General features: G+C 69.7%; 22 protein-coding genes, 1 tRNA gene and 1 pseudogene. 14 read left to right on the top strand and 10 right to left on the bottom strand.

Going from position 1 to position 25,473, the window contains the following annotated elements; genetic code table 11:
* Positions 1 to 104 precede the first annotated feature (104 nt).
* The 4 genes from P2Q00_RS09075 to P2Q00_RS09060 are packed head-to-tail and all read right to left on the bottom strand — an operon-like array spanning position 105 to position 3,545.
* On the bottom strand, positions 105 to 1,163 hold the full coding sequence (locus tag P2Q00_RS09075; protein WP_275771866.1) for an NAD(P)H-dependent flavin oxidoreductase: 1,059 nt from the start codon (positions 1,161 to 1,163) through the stop codon (positions 105 to 107).
* Positions 1,163 to 1,942: a CoA-transferase subunit beta gene (locus tag P2Q00_RS09070; RefSeq protein ID WP_275771281.1), complete on the bottom strand. Its 780-nt coding sequence runs from the start codon at positions 1,940 to 1,942 to the stop codon at positions 1,163 to 1,165. Before P2Q00_RS09070 ends, P2Q00_RS09075 begins: the two co-directional genes overlap by 1 nt.
* Positions 1,939 to 2,778 carry a CoA transferase subunit A gene (locus tag P2Q00_RS09065; protein WP_275771279.1) on the bottom strand — a complete coding sequence of 280 codons (840 nt, stop codon included), beginning with the start codon at positions 2,776 to 2,778 and terminating at the stop codon, positions 1,939 to 1,941. The genes P2Q00_RS09070 and P2Q00_RS09065 overlap by 4 nt, the downstream gene beginning before the upstream one ends.
* Before the next feature lie 2 nt (positions 2,779 to 2,780).
* Complete coding sequence (locus P2Q00_RS09060; protein WP_275771277.1) at positions 2,781 to 3,545, bottom strand: enoyl-CoA hydratase family protein; 765 nt, start codon at positions 3,543 to 3,545, stop codon at positions 2,781 to 2,783.
* Positions 3,546 to 3,645: 100 nt separating this feature from the next.
* Here P2Q00_RS09060 and P2Q00_RS09055 point away from each other — a divergent pair, with 100 nt between their 5' ends.
* Complete coding sequence (locus tag P2Q00_RS09055) at positions 3,646 to 4,404, top strand: SDR family oxidoreductase (RefSeq protein ID WP_275771275.1); 759 nt, start codon at positions 3,646 to 3,648, stop codon at positions 4,402 to 4,404.
* A gap of 1 nt (position 4,405) precedes the next feature.
* A complete protein-coding gene (locus P2Q00_RS09050) occupies positions 4,406 to 5,311 on the top strand; it encodes an SDR family oxidoreductase (RefSeq protein WP_275771274.1) in 906 nt (301 codons plus the stop codon).
* 4 nt (positions 5,312 to 5,315) lie between these two features.
* On the opposite strand, the gene P2Q00_RS09045 is transcribed toward P2Q00_RS09050, so the two are convergent.
* Entirely contained in the window at positions 5,316 to 5,813 is a 498-nt protein-coding gene (locus P2Q00_RS09045) for a MarR family winged helix-turn-helix transcriptional regulator (RefSeq protein WP_275771273.1), read from the bottom strand.
* Between the two features lie 127 nt (positions 5,814 to 5,940).
* Here P2Q00_RS09045 and P2Q00_RS09040 point away from each other — a divergent pair, with 127 nt between their 5' ends.
* Positions 5,941 to 7,386, top strand: a complete 1,446-nt coding sequence (locus tag P2Q00_RS09040) for an MFS transporter (protein WP_275771271.1) — start codon at positions 5,941 to 5,943, stop codon at positions 7,384 to 7,386.
* Positions 7,387 to 7,465: 79 nt separating this feature from the next.
* Here P2Q00_RS09040 and P2Q00_RS09035 read toward each other — a convergent pair whose 3' ends face one another.
* A complete protein-coding gene (locus P2Q00_RS09035; RefSeq protein WP_275771270.1) occupies positions 7,466 to 8,359 on the bottom strand; it encodes a hypothetical protein in 894 nt (297 codons plus the stop codon).
* 271 nt (positions 8,360 to 8,630) lie between these two features.
* On the opposite strand from P2Q00_RS09035, the pseudogene P2Q00_RS51085 reads away from it, so the two are divergent.
* Positions 8,631 to 8,807, top strand: a pseudogene (locus P2Q00_RS51085) (trypsin-like serine protease); the annotation flags it as partial.
* Here P2Q00_RS51085 and P2Q00_RS09025 read toward each other — a convergent pair.
* On the bottom strand, positions 8,804 to 10,561 hold the full coding sequence (locus P2Q00_RS09025; RefSeq protein ID WP_275771268.1) for a glycoside hydrolase family 35 protein: 1,758 nt from the start codon (positions 10,559 to 10,561) through the stop codon (positions 8,804 to 8,806). The pseudogene P2Q00_RS51085 and the gene P2Q00_RS09025 sit on opposite strands and share 4 nt — an antisense overlap.
* A 150-nt stretch (positions 10,562 to 10,711) precedes the next feature.
* Here P2Q00_RS09025 and P2Q00_RS09020 point away from each other — a divergent pair, with 150 nt between their 5' ends.
* The 7 genes from P2Q00_RS09020 to P2Q00_RS08990 all read left to right on the top strand — a co-directional run bounded on the left by P2Q00_RS09020 (position 10,712) and on the right by P2Q00_RS08990 (position 19,445).
* Positions 10,712 to 11,608 (top strand): helix-turn-helix domain-containing protein, encoded by an 897-nt coding sequence (locus P2Q00_RS09020; RefSeq protein WP_275771266.1) that lies wholly within the window; start codon positions 10,712 to 10,714, stop codon positions 11,606 to 11,608.
* Between the two features lie 34 nt (positions 11,609 to 11,642).
* Complete coding sequence (locus P2Q00_RS09015; RefSeq protein WP_275771264.1) at positions 11,643 to 11,993, top strand: chorismate mutase; 351 nt, start codon at positions 11,643 to 11,645, stop codon at positions 11,991 to 11,993.
* Between the two features lie 139 nt (positions 11,994 to 12,132).
* The gene (locus P2Q00_RS09010; RefSeq protein WP_275771263.1) at positions 12,133 to 12,684 is read left to right on the top strand and encodes a response regulator; all 552 of its coding nucleotides are present in this window, start codon (positions 12,133 to 12,135) and stop codon (positions 12,682 to 12,684) included.
* Between the two features lie 56 nt (positions 12,685 to 12,740).
* On the top strand, positions 12,741 to 15,245 hold the full coding sequence (gene pepN, locus P2Q00_RS09005; protein WP_275771261.1) for an aminopeptidase N: 2,505 nt from the start codon (positions 12,741 to 12,743) through the stop codon (positions 15,243 to 15,245).
* A 159-nt stretch (positions 15,246 to 15,404) separates the two neighbouring features.
* Complete coding sequence (locus P2Q00_RS09000) at positions 15,405 to 16,796, top strand: pyridoxal phosphate-dependent decarboxylase family protein (protein WP_275771259.1); 1,392 nt, start codon at positions 15,405 to 15,407, stop codon at positions 16,794 to 16,796.
* Positions 16,793 to 18,241, top strand: coding sequence for a lysine N(6)-hydroxylase/L-ornithine N(5)-oxygenase family protein (locus tag P2Q00_RS08995; RefSeq protein WP_275771258.1), 1,449 nt, complete (start codon positions 16,793 to 16,795; stop codon positions 18,239 to 18,241). The genes P2Q00_RS09000 and P2Q00_RS08995 overlap by 4 nt, the downstream gene beginning before the upstream one ends.
* 52 nt (positions 18,242 to 18,293) lie before the next feature.
* Positions 18,294 to 19,445: a GDSL-type esterase/lipase family protein gene (locus P2Q00_RS08990; protein WP_275771256.1), complete on the top strand. Its 1,152-nt coding sequence runs from the start codon at positions 18,294 to 18,296 to the stop codon at positions 19,443 to 19,445.
* Here the strand turns inward: P2Q00_RS08990 and P2Q00_RS08985 are convergent.
* The gene (locus tag P2Q00_RS08985) at positions 19,442 to 21,247 is read right to left on the bottom strand and encodes a bifunctional metallophosphatase/5'-nucleotidase (protein WP_275771254.1); all 1,806 of its coding nucleotides are present in this window, start codon (positions 21,245 to 21,247) and stop codon (positions 19,442 to 19,444) included. The two genes, P2Q00_RS08990 and P2Q00_RS08985, sit on opposite strands and share 4 nt — an antisense overlap.
* Before the next feature lie 149 nt (positions 21,248 to 21,396).
* Between P2Q00_RS08985 and P2Q00_RS08980 the strand changes: the two genes are divergently transcribed.
* Both P2Q00_RS08980 and pyk read left to right on the top strand, forming a co-directional pair.
* On the top strand, positions 21,397 to 22,113 hold the full coding sequence (locus P2Q00_RS08980; protein ID WP_275771253.1) for an SIMPL domain-containing protein: 717 nt from the start codon (positions 21,397 to 21,399) through the stop codon (positions 22,111 to 22,113).
* Positions 22,114 to 22,235: 122 nt separating this feature from the next.
* Positions 22,236 to 23,672 (top strand): pyruvate kinase, encoded by a 1,437-nt coding sequence (pyk, locus tag P2Q00_RS08975; protein ID WP_275771251.1) that lies wholly within the window; start codon positions 22,236 to 22,238, stop codon positions 23,670 to 23,672.
* Between the two features lie 17 nt (positions 23,673 to 23,689).
* Here pyk and P2Q00_RS08970 read toward each other — a convergent pair whose 3' ends face one another.
* Together P2Q00_RS08970 and P2Q00_RS08965 are read right to left on the bottom strand one after the other, a co-directional pair.
* Positions 23,690 to 24,448 carry a helix-turn-helix domain-containing protein gene (locus tag P2Q00_RS08970; protein ID WP_275771250.1) on the bottom strand — a complete coding sequence of 253 codons (759 nt, stop codon included), beginning with the start codon at positions 24,446 to 24,448 and terminating at the stop codon, positions 23,690 to 23,692.
* Between the two features lie 106 nt (positions 24,449 to 24,554).
* Positions 24,555 to 24,627, bottom strand: a tRNA-Leu gene (locus P2Q00_RS08965).
* 102 nt (positions 24,628 to 24,729) lie between these two features.
* On the opposite strand from P2Q00_RS08965, the gene P2Q00_RS08960 reads away from it, so the two are divergent.
* Positions 24,730 to 25,386: an ANTAR domain-containing response regulator gene (locus P2Q00_RS08960; RefSeq protein WP_275771249.1), complete on the top strand. Its 657-nt coding sequence runs from the start codon at positions 24,730 to 24,732 to the stop codon at positions 25,384 to 25,386.
* The last annotated feature ends 87 nt before the right edge of the window (positions 25,387 to 25,473 follow it).

Below are 25,473 nucleotides of genomic sequence, written 5' to 3'. Positions count from 1 at the left end.
GCAGGTTCCCGAAGCCTGGGAGACCCCCCAGGGGTCGAGCGGTGCGAGGGGGCCGTTGGGGGTGGTGTCGATGTGCGAGGGCGGGGGGCAGGCGAACGTGACGATCATCGAGCGGATCTGAGCGACTCCAGGTGCTTGAGGGTCTCGTCCGCCTCCTTGACGATCCGCTCCACCAGTTCCCCACAGGAGGGCAGGTCCTCGATCACCCCGGCGACCTGTCCGGAAGCCATCACCCCGAGGTCCGTACGACCGTCCACCATCGCCGACTTCAGCAGCATCGGGGTGTTGGCGGCGAGCAGGACCTGACTCCAGGAGAGTTCCTTGCCGTGCTTCAGGGCGAGGCCGTCGTGCAGCATCTGCCGCCAGGTCAGGCCGGACAGCTTCCGGAAGCCCGTCGCCCGGCGGACGGCGTGCAGCAGAGCCCGCGCACGGCCGGATCTCTCCAGGGAGTCCACCAGTTCCGTGCGCAGCATCCGGTGCGGCAGGCCGTCGACTGCCGTGGTCACGGTGATGTCCCGGACCGTTGCTGCCAGGTATCTCGCCTTCACCGCGTCCGGCACCGTCGAGTCGGAGGTGAGCAGGAAGCGTGTGCCCATCGCGATCCCCGCCGCCCCGTACGCCAGCGCCGCGACCAGCCCCCGTCCGTCGAAGAAGCCGCCCGCCGCCACGACCGGTATCCGTACCGCATCCACTACCTGCGGCAGCAGGACGGTCGTCGCGACCTCGCCGGTGTGCCCGCCGCCCTCGCCGCCCTGCACGATCACGGCGTCGGCGCCCCAGGCCGCGACCTTCTCGGCGTGCCGGCGGGCGCCTATGGAGGGGATGACGACCACGCCCGCCTCCTTCAGCTCCGCGATCAGTTCGGCGGAGGGGGCGAGGGCGAACGAGGCGACCCGGACGCCCTCCTCGATCAGGATCCGCACCCGGTCGCCGGCATCCGAGGCATCGGCCCGGAGATTGACCCCGAAGGGCGCCCCGGTACGGGACTTCACCTCCCGTATCGCCTCGCGCAGCCGGTCGACGGTCATGGTCGCGGAGGCCAGGATGCCCAGCGCGCCCGCATTCGCCGACGCGGAGACCAGGCGCGGGCCCGCCACCCAGCCCATGCCGGTCTGCACGATCGGATGCCGGACCCCGACCAGCCGGGTGAGGGCCGTCTCCATCATGAGGCGACCTCCCTGGTCCGGGCATCGGCCGGGTCGATCACCTCGCGGATCAGCCGCAGCTCCTCGGCGGTCGGCTCGCGGGTCGGCGGCACCTCGTCCGGGACGGCCAGGTCGAAGCCGGTTGCCTCCCTGACCTGTTCCACCGTGACCCCCGGGTGCAGCGCGGCGAGTCGCATCGAGTGGTCGGGGGTGGCGAAGTCGAAGACTCCCAGATCGGAGACGACACACGGGATGCGGTGGAAGCGGGCCGTGTCCGGATGCGCGGCCGCGTGGTCGTATCCGACTCCGCACACCATGTCGACCTTTTCGACGAAGACGCGCCGGGAGTGCCTCGGTACCCAGTAACTGGTCGGATTGTTGAGGGTGTTGACCGGTGCGCCGCGCACCCCGAGCAGCTGGCGCTTCGGCTTCTCCCAGTCACCGATGCACGAGATGTTCTGGTTCCCGAACCGGTCGATCTGACTCGCGCCCATCATCACGTGCCGACGGCCGCTGCTGACCAGGGTCAGGTGCTGTCGGTAGGGCAGCCAGCCCTCGGTGGTCCCGTCCGGGCGGACCAGCATGGCCTCGCCGTCGGTCAGCAGCAGGTCGGGGGAGAAGGTGAGCTGGGCGAGACGGGCGCCGATGGACGGGATCAGCCCCATGGGGCTTGCGAGCACCTCGCCGTTGCCCCGCCAGGCCTCGGCGCAGGCGATCACGCAGTACTCGGCGCGGGTGGGTGGGAGAAGAGGGGTGCGGGTGGGTGGGAGAAGAGGGGCGCGGGTGATCTCGTTCATGCCCCGGCCTCCTCGACTGCCGACCGGTAGGCCTGTTCGTCCCCGGCGAGGAAGCGTGCGGCGAACTCCGGCCAGGGCGTGGACGCGTACTGCTTCTGGAAGGCCTCGTCCCGTCCGTAATCGGGCGCGCAGGACGTGAAGTGGGCGCCGTTCGGTGCCTCGACGACCCCGGTCACCGTATGGCGTTTGACGAGCAAGGTCTGCGGTGCCGCCTCCTTCGTCAGCTCGGCCGTGTCGACGATCCGCTCGCAGGAGATGTACGCCGCGTCCGCCGCTTCGCAGAACAGGTCGTCGAAGTACGGGTCGGGGCCCAGATACTGCCCGTTGCCCAGCGGGTCGGCGCGGCTCACATGAACCAGCGCCGCGTCCATCCGCAGGGCGGGCATCGCCACGAACGTCTCCCCGTCGGCGTACGGCGAAGTCACCGTCCGCAGGCCCGGGTTGACCCGCATCACGTCCGAGCCGATCCCGGCCCGCACCGGCAGGAACGGCAGCCGGTTCGCCGCCGCGTGCAGCCCCCACATGAACATCGCCTCGTCGATCTCCATCAGCTCGAAGGCACCGCGCTCGCGGGCCGCGCGGTAGTGCGGTTCGAGCGGGATGGAGTCGAGGGTGACGAAGGCGGCGACCAGTTTCCGGATGCGTCCTGCCGCTGCCAGCATGCCGACGTCCGGGCCGCCGTACGAGATGACCGTGAGGTCGCGGACATCGGACCGCAGCAGTGCTCTCACCAGGGCCATCGGCTTGCGCCGTGAACCCCAGCCGCCGATGCCGAGGGTCATGCCGCTCTCCAGGCGGGAGACGACCTGCTCGGCGGTCATCGTCTTGTCACTCACACCTACGCACCCTCCTTCTCCTTGCCGAAGGTGTCGCGGACCCGGTCGGCCACGCCGACCGTGCTCGCCTCGAATGTGAAGCCCTGCTCGAAGCGGTAGCTGCGGCGCACGTCGACCGGGTCGATGCCGTTGATGGCGGCCTTGGCCAGGCGCAGCAGCTCGCCGTCCTTGGCGGCTATCTCGCGCGCCAACTCCAGGGCGGCGGCGCGCAGTTCGTCGCGCGGCACCACGCGCCACACCGAGCCGTGCGCATGCAGCTCGGCCGCGCTCGCGGTGCGGGAGGTGTAGTACAGCGCGCGCATCAGGTGCTGTGGGACCAGGCGGGCCAGATGCGTGGCCGCGCCCAGGGCGCCCCGGTCCAGCTCGGGCAGCCCGAAGACGGCGTCCTCGCTCGCCACGATCACGTCCGCGTTCCCCACCAGCCCGATCCCGCCGCCCAGGCAGAAGCCCTGCACCGCCGCCACCACCGGCACCGCGCACTCGTACACCGCCGCGAACGCCTCGAAGCAGCCGCGGTTGGCGCCGACCAGCGCGCTGGAGCCTTGCGCCTGTATCTCCTTGATGTCCACGCCCGCGTTGAACCCCCGCCCCTCCGCGGCCAGCACCACGCACCGCACCTGCGGGTCGCGGCCCGCCGTGCGCACGGCGTCGGCCAGGGCGAACCAGCCGTCCACCGGCACCGCGTTCACCGGCGGGAAGTCGACCGTCACGACGGCGATTCCATTTTTTTCGGGCCCCTTTTCCGGGGACGAGGTGGAGACACCCATGGGCACATCAGCTACCTTTCCAACCAACGCCTTTCCACCAAACATTTGTTAGGTGCGAGGCTTCGAAGCTAGCAGCCCTCGGATCGGAGCGGGAAGGCCTGTGGATAACTTCCGCCAACCGCAGCTGAGCGGCAGGACCGTCGTCGTCACCGGCGGAACCCGCGGCGTCGGGGCCGGGATCGCGAAGGCGTTCGTGCAGGCCGGTGCGCAGGTCGTCGCCTGTGCACGCAGGCCGCCCGAAGTGCCCGTCGAGGGAGTCGAGTTCGCCTCGCTGGACCTGCGCGACCCGCCCGCCGTCCGTGCCTTCTTCGCCGCCCTGCCCCGGCTCGACGTCCTCGTCAACAACGCGGGCGGCGGGCCCTACCGGCGGCTGGCCGACGCGGACGCCGAACGGCACGCGCGCGTCGTCGAGCTGAACCTCCTCGCCCCGCTGACGGCCTCCCTCGCCGCGTACGAGCACCTCAGGCGGGCGAAGGGCGCCGTCGTGATGATCGGCAGCGTCAGCGGGAGCAGGCCCTCGCCCGGTTCCGCGGCGTACGGGGCGGCCAAAGCCGGCCTGGAGAACCTCGCCCGCTCGATGGCCGTGGAGTGGGCACCCGAGGTGCGCGTCAACACCCTCGTCGTCGGCATGGTCCGTACCGAACTGGCTCACCTCCACTACGGCGGCGAGGACGGCGTCGACGCGGTCTCCCGCACGGTGCCTCTCGGCCGCCTCGCCACGCCCGCCGACGTCGGGGCGGCCGCCGTCTTCCTCGCCTCCGACGCGGCCGCCTACATCAGCGGGGCGAGCCTGCTCGTGCACGGAGGAGGGGAGCGACCCGCCTTCCTCGACGCCGCAACTGCCAACAAGGAGATGTGAGATGAGCGGAATCTGCGACGGGCGGGTCGTGGTCGTCACCGGTGCCGGCCGCGGACTCGGGCGAGCGCACGCGCGCGCGTTCGCGGCGGAGGGGGCGCGGCTCGTCGTCAACGACCTGGGCGTGGGACTGGACGGGGCACCGGGCCCCGACAGCCCGGCCCGGCGGGTCGTCGACGAGATCCGCGCGGCGGGCGGCGAGGCGGTCGCCCACGGCGGCGACATCGCCACCACCGAAGGGGCGTCCTCCCTGGTCGCGACCGCCCTGGAGGTGTACGGCCGGCTCGACACCCTCGTCAACAACGCCGGCTTCCTGCGCGACCGGATGCTCGTCAACCTCGACGAGGACGACTGGGACGCCGTCCTGCGCGTCCACCTCAAGGGCCACTTCCTGCCGTTGAAGCACGCGGCCGCGCACTGGCGCGCGGAAGCCAAGGCGGGCCGTATGCCGGTGGCCAGGATCGTCAACACCAGCAGTGGAGCAGGGCTGTTGGGGTCGGTCGGGCAGGGCAACTACAGTGCCGCGAAGGCCGGCATCGTCGGCCTGACACTCGTCGCCGCGGCCGAACTCGCCCGGTACGGCGTCCAGGTCAATGCGATCGCCCCCGCGGCCCGGACCCGCATGACGGAACGCACCTTCGCCGAGACGATGACGGCGCCCGCGGGCGGCTTCGACGCGATGGCACCCGAGAACGTGTCGCCGTTGGTCGTCTGGCTCGGTTCTGCGGCGAGTGCGGGCGTGACGGGCCGCGTCTTCGAGGCGGAGGGCGGCCGGATCACGGTCATGGAGGGCTGGCGGCCGGGTCCGAGCGCCGACAAGGGGGCGCGCTGGAGCCCGGGGGAGGCGGGGGAGACGGCGCTGAAACTGCTGGCGGAGGCGGCGGAGCCGGGCACGGTGTACGGCGCCTGAGCGCTCAGGCGCCGAGACGGGCGGCTGCCTTGCGCTGCTCCTCCGTCATCACCTGCAGGAAGCGGATCACGGTGTCCAGCTCGTCCGTGCTGAACTCCTCGCACGCCGCGGCGATTTCGCGCGCCCACTCCTCGAAGAACGCGAAGAGGTGGGCGATCTTCTCCCGGTTCAGCTCGACGAGCACCCGCCGCTTGTCCGTCGGGTGCTTGACCCGGCGTACAAATCCCTTGCCCGCAAGGCGGTCGACCAGGCCGGTGACGGAGGCGGGGGCCAGACCGGTCCGCTCGGCGAGATCCTTCGCGGTGAGCGGACCGTGCCGCTCCAGGAGGTCGAGGGCCTTCTCCTCGGTCGGGTTCAGGCCCTGCTTGGCGGCCACCGCGGAATGGAACATCACCGTGCTCCCGCTGTTCTCCCGGCCCACGGCGAACAGCCGCAACAGCGTCTCGGCCCGCCGCTTGTCGTCCCAGGGGACGGCCGCCTCAAGATTCGGCACCTGGCTCATGGCGTCAGCGTAGCAAATATTTCGTTCGGTCGAACTAAGTACTTGCGATCACGGAAGCACCGGTGCAAGTCTTTCGTTAGTCCGAACGAAATAAATCCGAAGCCAACGGAAGCCAACGGGAGACGCCATGACCACAACCCTTGCCACAGCCCCGCCCACCGAGGCGGATCCGTATCCGCGCCGCTGGGCCGCCGCCGTCGTGATGATGATCGCGGCGCTGATGGACCTGCTGGACGTGACGATCGTGAACGTCGCGATCCCGTCCATCGGCCGTGACCTGCACGCCTCGCAGAGTGATCTGCAGTGGCTGGTCTCCGCCTATCTGCTGGCCTTCGGCGCCACACTGATCGTCTCCGGACATCTCGGGGACCGCTTCGGGCGCCGGGGGCTGTTCCTCGCCGGCACCGCAGGGTTCGGGCTGGCGAGCCTGGGATGCGGTCTCGCCCAATCGCCCGGGCAGCTGATCGCCGCGCGGGCCGTGCAGGGCGTGCTGGCGGCGGTGCTCGTGCCGCAGGTGCTCGGCTCGTTCCGCACGCTGTTCCGGGGCAAGGAGCGCGGTGCGGCCTTCGGGGTGTACGGGGCCGTCGCCGGGTTCGCCTCGGCGGTGGGGCTGCTGCTCGGCGGGCTGCTGACCGATGCCGATCTCTTCGGCTGGGGCTGGCGCTCGGTGTTCCTGGTGAACGTGCCGGTGGCGGTGGCGACGCTGGCTGCGGGGCTGGTGCTGGTGCCGTCCACGAAGGAGCGGTCGGCCGGGCGGCCGGACGTGCTCGGGAGCCTGGTGCTGGCGGCGGGATTGGTGGCGATCGTGCTGCCGCTGGTGCAGGGCCGGGAGAACGGGTGGCCGCTGTGGGGCTGGGTCTGCCTGGCCGCGGGTGTCTGCGCCGTCGCCGGACTCGGGGTGTTCGAGGCGCGGCGGCGTGCGGCGGGGACGGTGCCGCTGCTGCCGGCGCGGGCGTTCCGGTTGCCCGCGTTCTCGGTGGGTGTGCTGGTGCAGTTGCTGTTCTCGGTCGGCATGCAGGGGTTCTTCCTGGTCTTCGCGCTCTGGCTGCAGGGCGGCGAGCGCTACACGCCGATGCAGGCCGGAGTGGTGACCGTGGCCTTCTCGGTCGGCGGTTTCCTCACGGCACCTGCCGCGGACGGACTCGCGGTGCGGTTCGGACGTCTGGTGCTCGGAGCCGGTGCGCTGATGATGGCGGGCGGCTGCGGCTGGGTGTGGGCGGCGGTCACCGGCGCGTCCACCACACACACCGGGGCGTGGCCGCTCGTGCCCGGGCTGGTGATCGCGGGGGCGGGGCTGGGATGCCTGGTGGTGCCCCTGGTGAACGTGGTGCTGTCCGCCGTCCCGGGGGACTTGGCGGGCGGCGCGTCCGGGATCTTCTCCACGGCACAGCAGTTCGGGGGTGCGCTGGGCGCGGCGGTCGTCGGGACGGTGTTCTTCGACCACGCCGGGACCGGCCTGACGGACGCCTTGACGGCGGCGATGCCGTGGGTGACCGGGACGTTCGTGGTGTGCGCGGTGTTGTGTGCCGCGCTGCCGCGCCGGGCGATGTCTTCCAGCCCGGCCGGGGCATGAGGTCTTTCAGCCCGTCCGGCGTTTGAGGACGAGGCCGTTCAGGCCGAAGCGGGGGTCTGGGGGCGGAGCACCCAGAGGGCTAGGTGTCGCACTCCAGCACAGTCCGGCACAGCCCGCACCGCGCACGGACGTGCCCCCGTACCGGTACCCTGATGCGCTGATGGCAGGTCGGGCAGGGGAACGACACCCGGAGGGGACCCCGCCCGTCGGGAGTGAACGTGTACGGCACCCCGGGGCGCGACGCGGCGTGGGTGTCCTGGGCGTGCCGCCGGTCGCGGGCATAGCGGCGGCGCCCCGCCCAGCCGGCCGCCGTCAGCGGGGGCTGCTGCTCGTCGTGCCGGGCCTTTGCCATGCCCCGGGAGTAGGCCTCGTAGGCCTGGGGGCTGGTGAACCAGATCGACGGGTCCTCGCCGAAGACCAGCGCGCGTTTCGCCAGGACGTAGCCGAACTCCTCGGGGGTGAGATAGCCGAGCTTCTGGGAGGACGCCGAGTCCTCCCGGTAGGCGTCCAGCAGCAGCCAGCCCGCGCCCAGGTACGTCGTCGCCGTGTCCGTGAGGATCTCGTTGTCGCGGGTGCCCTGGAAGGACAGGTCCAGGCGGTGCAGATAGACGTGCATGACCTCGTGGGCCAGGGCGGCGCCGATGTCGCGGCGGTGGGTGCGGAAGCGGTCGTTCAGCTCGACGAAGTACTCGGGGCCCGCGGCGAGTTCGACGTTCGCGGCGTGCTGCATCTCGCGGAAGCCGACGACCAGCCGGGCGTCCGGCAGACGGTAGTGGCGCACCAGCTCGCGGGCCACCCGCTGGGCGCCCAGATAGAGGTCGTCCGTGTCGCAGAAGGCCACATCGGCGGGCAGGACGCTGCTGGAGAAGGTCTGGATGGTGTCGTACGACAACCGTTTGTAGAGCGCGGTGATGGCGGCCCGCACCGTCTCCAGGTGTGGGTAGCCGTGCTCGACCGGTCCGCCGTTCGCCACGCCTGAACCCCCAAGACGCCCTGAACCCGATTCCACTCTACGGTTAGGTGAGCGGATTGCCCCTGGCCGGGTTCCATGGTGCGGGCGTGACATCCGCCCTTGTCATGCACGCCTCCTCCGTGGTCGCCGGTGCCGTAGTCCTCGCCGTCGCGAGCCTGCAGCCCCTCGCCGCGCAGGCCACGCAGACGACGCGCGCGCCCGTCGTCGGAGGAACGCCCGCCGCGCAGAACGAGTTCCCGTTCATGGTCCGCCTCTCCATGGGCTGCGGCCCGACACCTGCTCCGGCGACTCCGGCGGCCCCGTGTTCCGCAAGGACGACACCGGCCACTGGATCGAGGCCGGCATCACCAGCTGGGGCAACGGCTGCGCACGCCCGGGCGTGCCCGGCATCTACACGCAGGTCAGCACCTTCGCGAGCGCCGTGGCCCAGGCGGCGGACGCACTCTAGGCAGTACGCAGAAGAACGCTTTCCGTGCCTTCCGGGGCCGACTCCTCCAGCTCCAGCAGCCACACCTCGTTCTCGCCCTCGCGCAGCACGGGGCCGGGCACATACAGCGACCGCTGCGGGCCTGCCGACCAGTAGCGCCCCAGGTTGAACCCGTTGACCCAGGCGAACCCCCGGGTCCAGCCCGGCAGTTCGAGCTGCGCGTCCCCGGCGCCCCGCACCGTCACGGTGCCCCGGTACAGCCCCCGGGCGCCGTCCCCCGCCATCGGTTCGAAGGCGACGTCCCCGATGTCGTCCAGTGCGTCCAGCCGCAGCCCACGCGCGCGTACGTCGTGCAGATACTGCCGCTCGTGCAGCACACCCCCGGTGATGCCCTTGGGCTCACCGCTGCGCGGCCCGTAGTTGACCCGCCCCAAGGACTCCACCCACAACTCCACGCGCGCGTGCCCGGCGACGGGCTCCTTGAGCTGCTCGTCGCCCTCGGCGAGCACACCGGCCCGCTCGCCGTCGACGTACACGACCGCCAGGTCCCGCAGTCCGCGGGCGACGAGAGGGTACGGCTGCCGGGGTCCGGGGACTGTCACCTCGTACCGTACGAGGCCCCGGTCCACGTCCAGTTCCTCGAAGGTGGGCGGGACGGGCGCCGACGTCTCCGGGCCGCCGAGCCTGTCCAGTACGGCGCCCAGGGGCGCCCGGCCGGTCAGCAGCACCGCGGCCTCCGTGCCCAACCGCGGGGGAGCGGGCGGCAGTTCGGGCAGCGGGCCCTGCGCGTACTCGGCCAGCACCTCCCGGAAGCGCCAGAACTTGTCCGTCGGATTTCCGGACTCGTCGATCGGGGCGTCGTAGTCGTACGAGGTCACATCCGGCTCCAGCGGCCCCTCGTGCAGCGCGCCGCCACCCCTGTTGGCGCCCGCCCAGCCGGCGAAGCTGGTGCCGCCGTGCGCCATGTACAGGTTGACCGACGCCCCGCACTCCAGGATCTCCCGCAGGGCGGCCGCCGCGTCCTGGGCGTCGCGCGTGATGTGCTCGCCGCCCCAGTGGTCGAACCAGCCGCACCAGAACTCCATGCACATCAGCGGCCCTTCGGGGCGGTGCCGGCGCAGCGTCTCGAAGCCCGCGCGCGCGTGGGAGCCGAAGTTCACCGTGGCGAGCACACCCGGGATCGAACCGCTGCTGAGCATGTGGTCCTCCGGGCCGTCCGAGGTGACCAGCGGGACCGTGACACCCTGCGCCCGCAGCAGACCGGCGAGGCGGCGCAGATACTCGGCGTCCGAGCCGTAGCTGCCGTACTCGTTCTCCACCTGCACCATGATCACCGGGCCGCCGCGGTCGATCTGCCGGTCCACGATCCCGGGCAGCAGCGCACCGAACCAGCGCTCCAGGTGTCCCAGGAACCGCTCGTCACGCGTACGCACGCGCGTGCCCAGCTCGCCCGTCAGCCAGTGCGGCAGACCACCGTTCTCCCACTCGGCGCAGATGTACGGTCCGGGCCGCACGATCGCCCATAGCCCCGCCTCCCGGGCCGCGTCCAGGAAACGGCCCAGGGCCTGCACGTCCTCGAAGCGGCCCGGCCGCGGCTCATGCAGGTTCCACGGCACATACGTCTCCACGCAGTTGAGGCCCATCGCCCGCAGCATCGCCAGCCGGTGACCCCAGTGCGCCTCGTGCACCCGGAAGTAGTGCAGCGCGCCGGACAGCAGCCGCACCGGCCGCCCGTCCAGCAGGAAGTCCGTCTCACCCACGGTGAACTCGCTCATGCACCCAGCCTCACCCCTGGCGTCGATCACCGTCCATGGACAAAGATCAGCGCTGCTTGGACGAAAAGACGACAGCCGGACGACGGCCCGAACAACGGCCTGAACGGCAACCTGAACCACGGCCCGAACGACGCCGGGAGGAGCGCGCAGATGTACCACACCTGGATGCGGTTCTTCACGCCCGGACCCGCCCACCACCGGCTCGGCCTCGTCTGCCTCGGCGTCGGCCTGCAGTACGGCGCGCTGCCCGCCGTCGGCCCCCGCACCCTCGACCACCACGTCGCCGTCGTCATCAACACCGGCGCAGGCTGGTACCTCGCCCCGGACGGCCGCCGCACCACCGTCACCGCACCCGCCCTGCTGTGGCTCACCCCCGGCATACCCCACCACTACGGGCCCGACCCCGACTCCGGCTGGGACGAGGGCTTCGCCGTCTTCGCCGGGCCCGCCACCACCACATACACCGAACTCGGCTACATCGAACCGGACCGCCCCGTCGTGCCCCTCTCGGACGCCGCAGGCCCACGCGCCGTCATCGGCCGCATCGCGCGCGCCGCCCGCCGCGGCAACCCCCTCCTGGAGGTGGAGACCGGCGCCGCCGTCCACGAACTCCTCGTCGCCCTGCGCCGCGCCCGCGCCGACCTCGCCCCCGACGGCGACCCCGTCCTCAAGGCCCTCGCCCGCGACGCCTGCCTGCCCCTGGCGGTCGCCGAGCACGCCGCCCGGCACGGCATGACCCCCGCCGAACTGCGCACCGCCGTGCGCCGCGGCGCCGGCTGCAGCCCCAAGGACTACCTGCTCGGCATCCGCCTCGGCCGCGCCAAGGAACTCCTCGCCGCCACCGAGCTGCCCGTCGCCGCCGTCGCCCGCCGCGTCGGCTACGACGATCCGGCCTATTTCTCCCGCCTGTTCACCCGCCGCGTCGGCATGCCGCCCGTCCGCTTCCGCGCCCAGCAGTACCGCGCCGTCCCCGGCGGCTGGAGCAACCAGGTCCCCGACCCCGACGATCCACCGATGATCGAACCCTCGCCCGCCGGGCAGGGATGATCGGCCCTGCGGACGCCACGTAGGCTGGGCGCCCATGACCACCAGCAACACCGGCACCCGCGACGTCGACCCCGCCGTCCGCGAGGAACTCGCCCGGCTGCGCGACAGCATCGACAACATCGACGCGGCCGTCATCCACATGCTCGCCGAACGCTTCAAGGCCACCCAGCAGGTCGGCCACCTCAAGGCCGCCCACCAGCTGCCGCCCGCCGACCCGGCCCGCGAGGCCCGCCAGATCGAGCGACTGCGCGCCCTCGCCGAAAGCGCCAAGCTGGACCCGGCATTCGCTGAGAAGTTCCTGAATTTCATCATCGCCGAAGTGATCCGCCACCACGAACGCATCGCGGACGACGCTGTCAACGGCTCCGCAAAAACGGCGAATTGACCTCGGTGAATGCCACAGAGGGCGTGACAGGAGGGCCCGCGAAGGGCATGCTGCGCTGTGCACTCCTTGTCAGCTGACGGCCACGGCACGTCAGCACCTCGGACATAAGCTGGTTGTCTCGCGGGAGGGACGACGGGCCATGCCTGAATCCAAGATCCTCATCGTGGACGACCACGAGGACACCCTGTACGCCCTGGAGAGCGCCCTGGCCCCGCTGGGCTATCAGCTGGGCCGCGCCACCAACGGCGACGAGGCCCTCAAGCAGGTGCTCCGCGGGCACGTCGGCCTCCTCCTGCTCGACGTCCGCATGCCCGGCGTCAGCGGCCTGGACGTGGTGCGCTACATGCGCCGCGTGGAACAGACCCAGCACATCCCGGTCATCCTCCTCACCGGCTTCGGCCAGGACCAGTTACTGACCGCCACCGCCTTCGCCCTCGGCGTCGCCGACCTCGTCATGAAACCCATCGACCCCTGGTCGCTGCGCACCAAGGTCCGCTACCTCTACGACGCCCACCGCCGCCACCTCGCCCTGGAACAGGAAGTCCGCGAACTGCGCGCCCTCGTCAAGGACCACACCGAGGCCGACGAACCCGCCCCCCGCGCAGCCGCCCTGCCCCACCCGGACCCCCGCGTCCCCGCCCAGCGCCTCAGCCAGGCGCTCGGCGGGGAGCTCGAAGGGGAGCGGACATAGACCGTGTACCGGTCCGCCCCTGTGCCTTGTCAGTGCCATCGGGCAGCATTACCTGCATGTCCGTACTGACGCGCGACGAAGCGCAGACCCGTGCCACACTCCTCGACGTCCACCGCTACACGATCGACCTCGATCTGACCACCGGCGACGAGACCTTCGACTCCCGCACCGTCATCCGCTTCACCGCGCGCACGGACGCGAACACCTTCGTCGAGCTCAAGCCCGCCCGGCTGCGCTCCGTCACCCTCGACGGACAGCCCCTCGACCCGGACACCCTCGACGGCAGCAGACTGCCCCTGAAAAACCTCACCGCCGGCGAACACGAGCTGCACATCGACGCGAGCATGCGCTACTCCCGCACCGGCGAGGGCATGCACCGCTTCACCGACCCCACCGACGGCGAGACCTACGTCTACACCCAGCTGTTCATGGAGGACGTCCAGCGCGTCTTCGCCGCCTTCGACCAGCCCGACCTCAAGTCCGTCTTCGAGCTGACCGTCACCGCCCCCGAAGGCTGGACCGTCCTCGCCAACGGCATCACCGAACACCTCGGCGAGGGCCGCTGGCAGGCCGCCCCCACCCCCCTGATCTCCACCTACCTCGTCGCCGTCGCCGCCGGCCCCTGGCACTCCGTGCACACCGAACACCGCGACCTGCCCTTCGGCCTCCACTGCCGCCGCTCCCTCGCCCCCCACCTGGACGCGGACGCCGACGAGCTCTTCGAGATCACCAAGCAGGTCTACGACCGCTACCACGAGAAGTTCGAGGAGCCGTACCCCTTCGACTCCTACGACCAGGCCTTCGTCCCCGAGTTCAACGCCGGCGCCATGGAGAACCCCGGCCTGGTCACCTTCCGCGACGAGTTCGTCTACCGCTCCGCCGTCACCGACACCGAGCGCCAGACCCGCGCCATGGTCATCGCCCACGAGATGGCCCACATGTGGTTCGGCGACCTCGTCACCCTGCGCTGGTGGGACGACATCTGGCTGAACGAGTCCTTCGCCGAATACATGGGCTACCAGACCCTCACCGAAGCGACCCGCTTCACCGACACCTGGACCGACTTCGGAGTCGCCCGCAAGGCCTGGGGCTACGACGCCGACCAGCGCCCGTCCACCCACCCCGTAGCCCCCGAGAACGTCGACGACACGGCCTCCGCCCTCCTCAACTTCGACGGCATCTCCTACGCCAAGGGCGCCTCCGCACTACGCCAACTCGTCGCCTGGCTCGGCGAGAAGGACTTCCTCGCCGGCATCAACACCCACTTCGCCCGCCACAAGTTCGCCAACGCCACCCTCGCCGACTTCATCGACTCCCTCGCCTCCGCCACCGAACGCGACGTCCACGCCTGGGCCGACGCCTGGCTGCGCACCACCGGCGTCGACACCCTCACCCCGCAGGTCACCCCCGGCGACGAAGGCACCTGCACCCTGCACATCGAACACACCGGCAGCCGCCCGCACCGCATCGCCGTCGGCCTCTACGACCAGGACGTCACCGACGAAGGCCGCCACCTCATCCTGCGCGACCGCCTCGACCTCGACATCCCGCACACCGCACCCGAGCCCCTCGGCAAACGCCCCGCCCTGCTCCTCCTCAACGACGGCGACCTCACCTACGCCAAGATCCGCTTCGACACCGACTCCTTCGAAGCCGTCCGCACCAGCCTCTCCGGCCTGCCCGACCCCCTCACCCGCGCGGTCGTCTGGAACGCCCTGCGCGACGCCGTCCGCGACGGCCAACTCCCGCCCACCGCCTACCTGGAGACCGCCCGCACCCACCTCCCGCACGAAACCGACCTCGCCCTCGTCCAGGGCGTCCTCGCCTTCGCCACCACCCACATCGCCGACCGCTACCTCACCCCCGAGCAGCGCCCCGCAGCCCTCACCACCCTCTCCTCCCTCTGCCGCGACCTCATCCGCCGCACCGAGGACGGCGACAACCCCGGCCTGCGCCTGATCGCCGTACGCCACTTCACCGACGTCGCCGCCCACCCCGACACCATCGCCGCCTGGCTCGCCGACGGCACCGTCCCCGGCGGCCCCGAACTGGACCCCGAACTGCGCTGGCGCGTCCTCGCCCGCCTCGCCGTCCTCGGCGCCACCGACGAAGCCGCCATCGCCGCCGAACTCGACCGCGACCCCTCCGCCACCGGCCAGGAAGGCGCCGCCCGCTGCCGCGCCGCCCTCCCCGACACCGACGCCAAGGCCAAAGCCTGGGAGGCGATGTTCGGCAGCGACGACCTCTCCAACTACCTCTTCACCGCCACCGCCCAGGGCTTCTGGCAACCCGAACAGGCCGACCTGGTAGGGGAATACGTGCCCCGCTACTTCCAGGACGCGGTCACCCTCGCCGCCCGCCGCGGCCCCGCCATCGCCGAAGCCGCCGGCCGCTGGGCCTTCCCGGCCCACGCCGTCACCCCGGACACCCTCGCCGCGGGCGAGACCTGCCTGAACGAGGCCAACCCGATCCCGGCCCTGCGGCGCAAACTGGTGGACCAACTGGACGACTTGGCACGGGCGTTGCGCGTGCGGGGGACTGCCGGCCCGTCCGGCGCGTGAGGACGAGGCCCCTTCAGGGCCGAAGCGGAAGTCTGGGGGCGGCAGCCCCCAGAAAACCCGTTCCCACTTTCGGGTTCTGTTCGTTGAACTTTTCGGGCACGCGCATACATCCACCTACAAGCTGTAACTCCCTCAGCCGCGCGCCCGGGAGAAACCCGCATGAGCACACCGAGCCTCGCCTCGGGCCCCCAAGGCCCCCACGCCCTACGGCCGTTGCTCGACACCGTGCTCGACGCGCTCCACGAAGGCGCACACGCACGCGGAGGCCCCCTGCCCGCCGGCGGACCGCACGCCGTCGCCGCACGCCTACGGGCCGCCGCCGGCGACATACTCCCGCAGCACGGCGACCCCGACGCCCTGCGCACCCTCGTACACGCCCTCGCCGAAGGTGCCGCCGACCCCGCCGACCCACTGTGCGCCGCCCACCTGCACTGCCCACCCCTCGCCGTCGCCACCGCCGCCGACCTCGCCGCCAGTGCCCTCAACCCGTCCCTCGACTCCTGGGACCAGGCCCCGGCCGCCACCGAACTCGAAACCCTCGTCACCCGCGCACTGGCCAAGGAGGCCGGCGCCTCCGACGCCCTCGTCACCACCGGCGGCACCGAATCCAACCAACTCGCCCTCCTCCTCGCCCGCGAGACCCTCGGCGCCGGCCTCCGCCTGATCTGCGGCGCCAACGCCCACCACTCCCTCCCACGCGCCGCCTGGCTCCTCGGCCTGCCCGACCCCGTGACAGTCCCCGCCCCCACCGGCACCCTCGACCCCGCCGCCCTCGACGAGGCCCTCACCACCCTCCCCGGCCCCCACCTCGTCGCAGCCACCGCCGGCACCACCGACGCCGGACTCATCGACCCGCTCCCCGAGATCGCCGCCGTCTGCCGAACCCACGGCGCCCGACTCCACATCGACGCCGCGTACGGCGGAGGCCTCCTCTTCAGCGACCGGCACCGCGACAAACTCACCGGTCTACACGCCGCCGGCACCGTCACCCTCGACCTGCACAAACTCGGCTGGCAACCCATCGCCGCAGGCCTCCTCGCCGTACGCGACCCGCACGACCTCACCGCCCTCCACCAGCACGCCGACTACCTCAACGCCGACGACGACACCGAAGCCGGCCTCCCCGACCTCCTCGGCCGCTCCCTGCGCACCACCCGCCGCCCCGACATCCTCAAGATCGCCGTCACCCTCAAAACCCTCGGCCGCACCGGCCTCGGCGCCCTCGTCGACCAAGTCTGCGACCGGGCACGGCAGTTCGCCGCCCTCGTCGAAGACCACCCCGCCTTCGAGCTCTACGACCGGCCCACCATCAGCACGGTCCTGTTCCGGCCCGCACACACCACCGACGACGCCATCGCCGCCGTACGCCGAAAACTCCTCCACCAGGGCCGCGCCGTCCTCGGCCGCGCCCGCCTCGACGGCCGCCTCTGGCTCAAAGCCACCCTGCTCAACCCCTGCACCCGCCCAGACGACCTGGCCGCCCTCCTCGCCCTCGTCGAAAAGGCCGCCGAAGAACCCGCCGAAGACCCGTGGAAGGAAACACCCCGATGAGCACGCCCTCGCACCCACACCCCCCACACCACGAGCCCGACGCACCCCGCGACCTCGTCGGCATCGGCATCGGCCCCTTTAACCTCTCCCTCGCCGCCCTCGCCCACCCCCTCACCGAACTCGACACCGTCTTCTACGACCAACGCCCCGCCTTCACCTGGCACCCCGGCCTCCTCATCGACGGCGCCCGCATCCAAGTCCCCTTCCTCGCCGACCTGGTCACCCTCGCCGACCCCGCCAGCCCCTGGACCTTCCTCAACCACCTCAAGGCCCACGACCGCCTCTTCCCCTTCTACTTCGCCGAGCGCTTCCACATCCAGCGCACCGAATACGACACCTACTGCCGCTGGGTCGCAGACAACGTCCCCGGACTCCACTTCGGCCACCAGATCGACGCCGTCCGCTGGAACCCCGAACGCGACATCTTCGAAGTCGACTTCACCCAACTCGACACCGACGGAGAAGCAGCGGCCCTCGGCCGCACGCACACCCGCAACATCGTCCTCGGCATCGGCACCGAGCCCCACATCCCCGAACCCCTCAAAACCCTCGTCGAGGCCCCCGGCGTACCCGTCATCCACTCCGCCGACTACCTCACCCACCGCGACACCCTCCGCACCGCCGACCACGTCACCGTCATCGGATCAGGACAGTCCGGCGCCGAAATCTTCCTCGACCTGCTCCGCGCCCGCCCCACCGGCCGCGAAAAACTCCACTGGCTCGGCCGCACCGAAGCCTTCGCCCCCATGGAGTACTCCAAACTCGGCCTCGAACACTTCACCCCCGACTACACCCGCTACTTCCACGCCCTCCCCGAAGCCGTCCGCGACCGCCTCGTCGCCGGCCAATGGCAGCTCCACAAAGGCATCGACGCCGACACCATCGCCGCCATCCACAACGAGCTCTACGACCGCACCCTGCACGGCGGCTGGCCCGACGTCGTCCTCACCCCCGGCGTCCGCGTTCGCACCGCAGGCCGCCTCGCCACCACCAAAGTCGAACTCCACCTCGAACACCTCCAGCAGGACTCCCGCTCCCGCCTCACCACCGACGCCGTAGTCCTCGCCACCGGCTACCGCGAACGCCCCCTCGACACCCTCCTCGCCGGCCTCGACCCCTACCTCCGCCGCGACAGCCGCCACCGCCCCCGCATCGACGAAAAATTCCGCCTCGCCCTCGACCCCTCCATCACCGCCTCCAACAGCCACATCTACGTACAGAACGCCGAACGCCACACCCACGGCGTCGGCACACCCGACCTCGGCCTCGCCGCCTGGCGCTCCGCCACCATCCTCAACTCCCTCACCGGAAAAGAGACTTACCCCCTCCCCACCCGAACCGCCTTCACCACCTTCGGACTCGACGGGCACCGGCAACCCCAGATCCCACGCGCACGACAGCCCCACACGCTCACCCCACTCACCCCACTCACCGACGGAAGATAAGAACCCACAAAGGGCAGGAAGAACTCCGGCGACGGCGGTGTTGGGGCAAGCCATGACCACCACCTGGATCGCAGCCCACCGCACCGCCGTCATCAACCCCCACGAAAACTTCCACCTCTTCGAACCCCGCTCCTTCACCGACCAGACCGTCAGGCAGACCCTCCGACTCGCCGGAGGAGGCGAAGCCCTACGCGTACGGCTCAGCAACCGCTACGGCAAAGAACCCCTCCACATCGGCGGCGCCCACCTCGCCGTACGCACCCACGGCAGCGGCATCGACCCCACCAGCGACACACCCCTGCACTTCTCCGGCACCGACACCGTCACCATCCCCGTCGGCGAAGAAACCGTCAGCGACCCGATCGAACTGCCCGTGAGCGCCGGAGAAGAACTCACGGTCACCCTCCACCTCCCCGGCGACACCGGACCGACCACATACAGCGCCGTGCCCTACGACATCGGATACGCCGCCCCCGGCAACCAACTCTCCGCCGAACACCTCGAAAACGCCGAAGAGTTGCCGACCGGCCACTTCCTCACCGGCATCGACGTCCTAGCCCCCCTCGGCACCCGCATCGCCGTCGCCTTCGGCGACTCCTGGATCGAAGGCGCCTTCACCACCCCCGGCACCGACAACAGCTTCCCCGCCCGGCTCAGCCGCCGCCTCACCCACGGCTGGATCGTCAACCAGGGCATCTCCGGCAACCGCCTGCTCACCGACGAGGTCGGCGAACACCTCCTGGCCCGCCTCGACCACGACGCCCTCGCCGTCCCCGGCGCCAGCCACATCCTGATCCACATCGGCCTCAACGACATCGGCCTGCCCAGCGCCCAGTCCTACCCCGAACCCCCGACCGACAGGCCCACCGCCGACGACCTCATCACCGGCCTCACCACCCTCGCCGACCGCATCCACACCGCCGGACTCATCGCCATCGGCTCCACCCTCGGCCCCTACGAAGGCACCATCTACGACGGCGTCGACACCCCCGAAGGCCAGACCGTACGCCGCCAGGTCAACAACTGGCTCCTCGGCCCCGACCACCCCTTCGACGCCATCGTCGACATCGCCACCGCCGTCGCCGACCCCACCCAACCCACCCGGATCCGCCCCGAGTTCAACGCAGGCGACGGCCTCCACGTCAACGACGGCGGCGCAAAAGCCATCGCCGACGCCGTGGACGTAACCCTCCTGGACCTCTAGAAGACGGGCGTTCCGCCGCGGGTCAGCTTCCAGTCCACCGACGCGAAGTCCTTCGGATCCAGCACACCCTTCGCCGTCACCCACTCCGCGATCCGCGTCCGGATCTCCGTCGACTCCGACCACAACTCGGCCGCCGACGCCACATGCGGAAACGCACCGCCACCATTCGCACGGTAGTTGTTCACCGCAAACACAAACTGCTGCGCGTCATCCAGCGCGGCACCCTTGTAGGTGAGGTTCTTGATCCGCGCACCGGCCGCCTGAGCGATGTCGATCTCATACGACAGCCCCGACACGTAGTCGTAGTTGTAGTCCGGGCGGCCGTTCGCATTGGTCAGCTTCTCCACGTCGACCACCGCGTCCGCAGCCGTCTGCACGAAATACGCCGCCGAGTACTCCAGATACGCCCGCAGCTGCCCACCCGTCAGCAACTTCGCAACCAGCGTGTTGTCGTACACATACAGACCGGACAGGTCCCGGATCGTCACATCGCCAGCCGGGATCTCGGACGTCCGCGAGAACGGCGAGGCCTGCGCGATCACCGGCAGCGAGGCATACGACGTACCCGCCAGAGCCGCCTTGACGACGTCCTCCTGCACCTTCGTGATCAGATCGATGATCGGCGCATCCTTATAGCGCGCCTCGACCGTCGTCAGCGTCCGAGTCGCCGTACCGACCACCTGGTTGACGTACTCGACAACCTTCGCGTGCTCGTCGCCGAGCAGCTTGGTGATCTTCGGGTCATCGGCGACGGTATTGGAATTGAGCACCTTCGACGACACGGACTCGACACTCCAGCGGCCCTTTGCGAAGACCAGCTCGATGTCGAAGAGGGACAGCCGCTCCGCGTACGCCAACGGCTCCGACAACACCACCGTCTTCCCGGTCTTGGTGTTGGTGACCTTCAACTCCGGAATCTCCACATGCGCGTGCCCGACCAGAATCGCGTCGATGTCGGGCACCTGCTGCGCCACCAGCGCCGCCGAATTCTCCACATACGGCAACTGATCACCGTACGACGACGTCCCCGAGGAACCGCTGTGCGCGGACACCACCACCACATCCGCACCCATCGACTTCAGCCTCGGCACCCACTTCGCGGCCTGCTCCTCCAGACCCGGGAACTCCAACTTCCCCTGCACATAAGCCTTGTCCCAGATCGCGATACCGGGATTCGTCAGCCCGAGGACCGCAACCTTCACCGGCGGCAGACCCGGCACCCGGAACCTCTTGATGAAGTACGGCGCGAACGCCGGCCTCTGCGTCTTCGCATCCAACGCATTGGCACCCAGCAGCGGGAAGCGCAGCTGCGACTCGAACTTCCGCAGCGTCTCGATGCCGTAGTTGAACTCGTGGTTGCCCAGCGCCGCCGCGTCATACCCGATCGCGTTCATCGCCTGCGCCATCGGATGCACCGGACCACCCTCGGCGGTGATCGGATCCACCTTCGCGTAGTAGTACGTCAGCGGGGTCCCCTGAATCGTGTCGCCCGCGTCCAGCAGCAGCGTGTTGCAACGCCCCTTCTCCGCACGCACCTGATTCACCAGCGTCGAGATACGGGACAGCCCCTGCGCATTGCCGGCCTTGTCGGAGTACTCCGCGTCCTTGAAGTAGTCCCAGTTGAAGACGTGCCCGTGCAGGTCGGTCGTACCCATGACGGTGAGCGAGTACCGCTTGGCGGGCTTCTTCGCCACCGTTGTTTCCGCAGCCTGCGCCGCCGGAGCCGCCACCGCACCCGCGATCGCCACCCCCGCTCCGGTCGCGGCCGACTGCTTCAGGAACTTCCGACGGTTAAAGGGCATGTCTCGATCTCCTCGGCAAATGGTCAACAACGCGCGTAGATTCTGACCCGCACATGGCAACCGGCAACAGGTCTGGCAGGTTTCGATCTGATGACCCAACCTGCCCATCCCAGGCCCGTAACCAGCCAAGACATGCCACAGTGGGACGTATGACCACCCCCGCCACGGACGACAGCCACCCCGCCGTTCCCTACGGCACCCCCGACGCACCCCGCATCGCCGTCCGCGGCGAAGCCCACCTCGAAGTCGACCCCGAAATCGCGCGCATCGGCATCACCGTCGCCTCCCGAGGCCGAGACCGCCGCGCCGCCCTCGACGACCTCACCCGCCGCAACACCAGCGCGCTGGACCTGATCAAGACATACGGCGAGGCGGTCGAGCGGTTGGAGACGGGCGCCTTCTCCATCAGCCCGGAGCTGAAGGACAAGGGCCGCGGCGAACGCATCCACGCCTACCACGGCCGAGTCCACATCACCGCCGAACTCACCGACTTCACAGCCCTCGGCGAACTCACCACCCACCTCGCCGACCTGGACCTCACCCGGGTCGACGGCCCCTGGTGGGCCCTGCGCCCCGACTCACCCGCCCACCGCAAAGCCCGACAGCAAGCAGTGAAGGAAGCGGTGCAGCGGGCAAGGGAGTACGCCGAAGCACTCGGCACATCACTCGCGGCACTCGTCGAACTCGCCGACATCGGAGCGGAAAACGCCCAGCCCTACCCACCGGCCCCCGGCGGCCGCATGCGCTCCATGGCCTACGGCGCAGCCGCCGAAGACACCGCCGCACCACTCGACCTCGAACCCCAACGCCAAAACGTCTACGCAGCCGTCAACGCCCGATTCACCATGGCCCCGCCCCACCTGTAAAAAAGCTCATCGGAGCACCGCCCCGCACAATTCAATACTTGTCAACAACCCTTCACCCAAAGGTTGTTGAGCAGTCACGCACACCCAATTCTCTACCCACCGGTAAGGCCTAGGGTCAAACCATGCGCCGAGCAAAAATCGTCTGCACCCTGGGCCCCGCCACCGACTCCTACGACCAGATCAAAGCCCTCGTAGAAGCCGGAATGGACGTCGCCCGCTTCAACCTCAGCCACGGCACCCACGCCGAACACGACGACCGCTACCAGCGCGTACGCAAGGCCGCCGACGAGACCGGCCGCAGCGTCGGCCTCCTCGCCGACCTTCAAGGCCCGAAGATCCGACTCGGCGAGTTCGCCGAAGGCCCCGTACTCCTTGAACGCGGCGACACCTTCACCATCACGGTCGAGGACGGCATCGAAGGCGACCGCCACACCTGCGGCACGACATACCCCGGCCTCGCCACCGACGTCACCCCCGGCGAACGCATCCTCGTCGACGACGGCAAGGTCTGCCTCGAAGTCACCACCGTCGACGGCCCCCGCATCCACACCAGGGTCGTCGAAGGCGGCATGGTCTCCGACCACAAGGGGCTCAACCTGCCGGGCGTCGCGGTCTCGGTCCCCGCCCTCTCGTCCAAGGACGAAGACGACCTGCGCTGGGCCCTGCGGGCGGGCTTCGACGTCATCGCCCTCTCCTTCGTCCGCAGCGGACGCGACATCGAAGACGTCCACCGCATCATGGACGAAGAGGGCCGCCGACTGCCCGTCATCGCCAAGGTGGAGAAACCGCAGGCGGTGGACGCGATCGACGACATCGTGGCCGCCTTCGACGGCATCATGGTCGCGCGCGGAGACCTGGGCGTGGAGATGCCCCTGGAACAGGTCCCGATCGTCCAGAAGCGAGCCATCAAACTGGCGAAGCGCAACGCCAAGCCGGTCATCGTGGCCACGCAGATGCTCGACTCGATGATCGACAACTCGCGCCCGACGCGCGCGGAGGCGAGCGATGTCGCGAACGCGGTGATCGACGGCACGGACGCGGTGATGCTGTCCGGCGAGACGAGCGTCGGCAAGTACCCCATCGAGACGGTCAGGACGATGGCGAAGATCGTCGAAGCGGCGGAGGAGGACATCCTCGCCAAGGGTCTCCCGCCCCTGACCGAACGCAACAAGCCCCGCACCCAGGGCGGCGCGGTCGCCCGCGCGGCGGCGGAGATGGGCGACTTCCTGGGAGCCAAGTTCCTGGTGGCCTTCACCCAGTCCGGCGACACGGCCCGCCGTCTGTCCCGCTACCGCTCGCCGATCCCGCTGTTGGCCTTCACGCCGGAGCCGGCGACGCGGTCGCAGCTGAGCCTGACGTGGGGTGCGGAGACGTTCCTGGGCCCGCATGTGGACTCGACGGATGCGATGGTCGACCAGGTGGATGAGTTGCTTTTGAAGTACGGCCGCTGCGAGAAGGGGGACGTGGTGGTGATTACGGCGGGGTCGCCGCCCGGGGTGCCCGGGTCCACGAACCTGGTCCGTGTGCATCACATCGGCGAGGACGACAGTCCCAAGTAGGTTGCTGCGGTGGGGAGTTAGTGCTTGGGGCCGACGTGGGTGTCGAGGAGGGCGACTGAAGCCTTTTTGGCGACGGAGATGTTGAACCCGGTTCCATCGCGCTTGCATTGGGTCCACTCGACGCCGAGCTTGTCGAGGGTGTCCGTGTAGAGCCGGCGAATGTCGGCGGACACGTTGGTGAAGAAGTACCTGGGATATTCGTAGCGCTTGCGTCCACCGGCGACGAGGCGGGTCGTCCAGTTGGTGATGCGGCAGCCGTCGGAGTGGATGAGGCCGCGGATGAATTCCCAGGGGTGGGCGTCGACGATTTCCTGTTGCCAGGGGGCGAGGGCGATGGTGCGCTCGTGTTTCTTGCCGGGGCCGTGCTGAGGGAACAAGTGGGGCCACTGCCGGGAGTAACTGGTCACCGCTGCGCAGCCTTGCTTCTGGAGCGTGTAGACACCGATGCCGGGGAGGACTTGCATGATGGCTTCGCGGCACTCTTGGAGGAGACCCGGCCACGCGTCGGCACACGCGATCCTGAGGTAGTACCCGGTGCCACGTGGATGTGCGCTGATACAGCCGTCGCCGAGGTAGAGGCCCAACAGGTAGGCATACGCGACTTCATCGGCGGGGCCTTCAGGTGCCGGAGCTGTCATGCGAGGCAGAGGTTCAAGTCGGTCTTGCCAGGCGCGGATTGCGGCGCGCGAGATTCCCGTCTCCTTGCTTACGGAGTTCAGGCTGCGCCCTTGGGAGACCAGTGCCAGTGCTCGCTTGCGCGTGCTGATGTCGTACATACGAATACTCTGTGAGAGTGATCGCGGCGACGCGCAGCAAAAAGCGGATGTTCACGAGAACGGGAACATCCGCTTCTTTATGGCAACCTTGGAATCCAAGGAAAAGTGCCCCGAGTCGGATTCGAACCGACGCTGTATGGGTTTTGAATCCATGGCCTCTACCGCTGGGCTACCGGGGCCCCTTCAAAAAGAAGGTCAGCGGTCACCCGCCGTGCACCCACCTTACCGCAGCTAGGTACGCTCTTGTCAGCAGTACCCCTGCCCCTGAACGAGGAGCCCCCGTGACCGCCCCCGAGTCGCCCCAGCCCGTAGACGCGCCCGACGACGACAAGTCGCACGTGCCTCCGCTGACGACCCGTGTCGTCATCGCCGAGGACGAGGCCCTGATCCGGCTCGACCTCAAAGAGATGCTGGAGGAAGAGGGCTACAGCGTCGTCGGCGAGGCCGGTGACGGTGAGCAGGCCATCGAGCTCGCCCGTGAGCACCAGCCGGACCTCGTCATCCTCGACGTGAAGATGCCCAAGCTGGACGGTATCTCGGCGGCCGAGAAGATCGCCGAGGAGCGCATCGCCCCCGTCCTGATGCTCACTGCCTTCTCGCAGCGGGACCTCGTGGAGCGTGCCCGTGACGCGGGTGCGATGGCGTACCTCGTGAAGCCCTTCAGCAAGAGCGATGTGGTGCCCGCCATTGAGATGGCGGTTTCCCGGTTCACCGAGCTCAAGGAGCTGGAGAAGGAGGTCGCCGACCTCACCCTCCGTCTTGAGACCCGCAAGCTCGTCGACCGGGCCAAGTCGATCCTGCAGACCGAGTACGGGCTGACGGAGCCGGCTGCGTTCCGGTGGATTCAGAAGACGTCGATGGACCGTCGGATGTCCATGCAGCAGGTGGCGGAGGCAGTCATCCAGGACGCCGACGAGAAGAAGGCTTCCAAGGGCTGACCCGAAGCGCCCAAGCAAGCAAGACCGAGGCCCGCGTCCCTGAGTCAGGGACGCGGGCCTCGGTCGTACTACAGAGGAAAACGGAAC

This window comes from Streptomyces coacervatus (assembly GCF_029223485.1).
Taxonomy (GTDB): Bacteria; Actinomycetota; Actinomycetes; order Streptomycetales; family Streptomycetaceae; genus Streptomyces; species Streptomyces coacervatus.
This window is presented reverse-complemented; position numbering and strand designations above follow the sequence as displayed.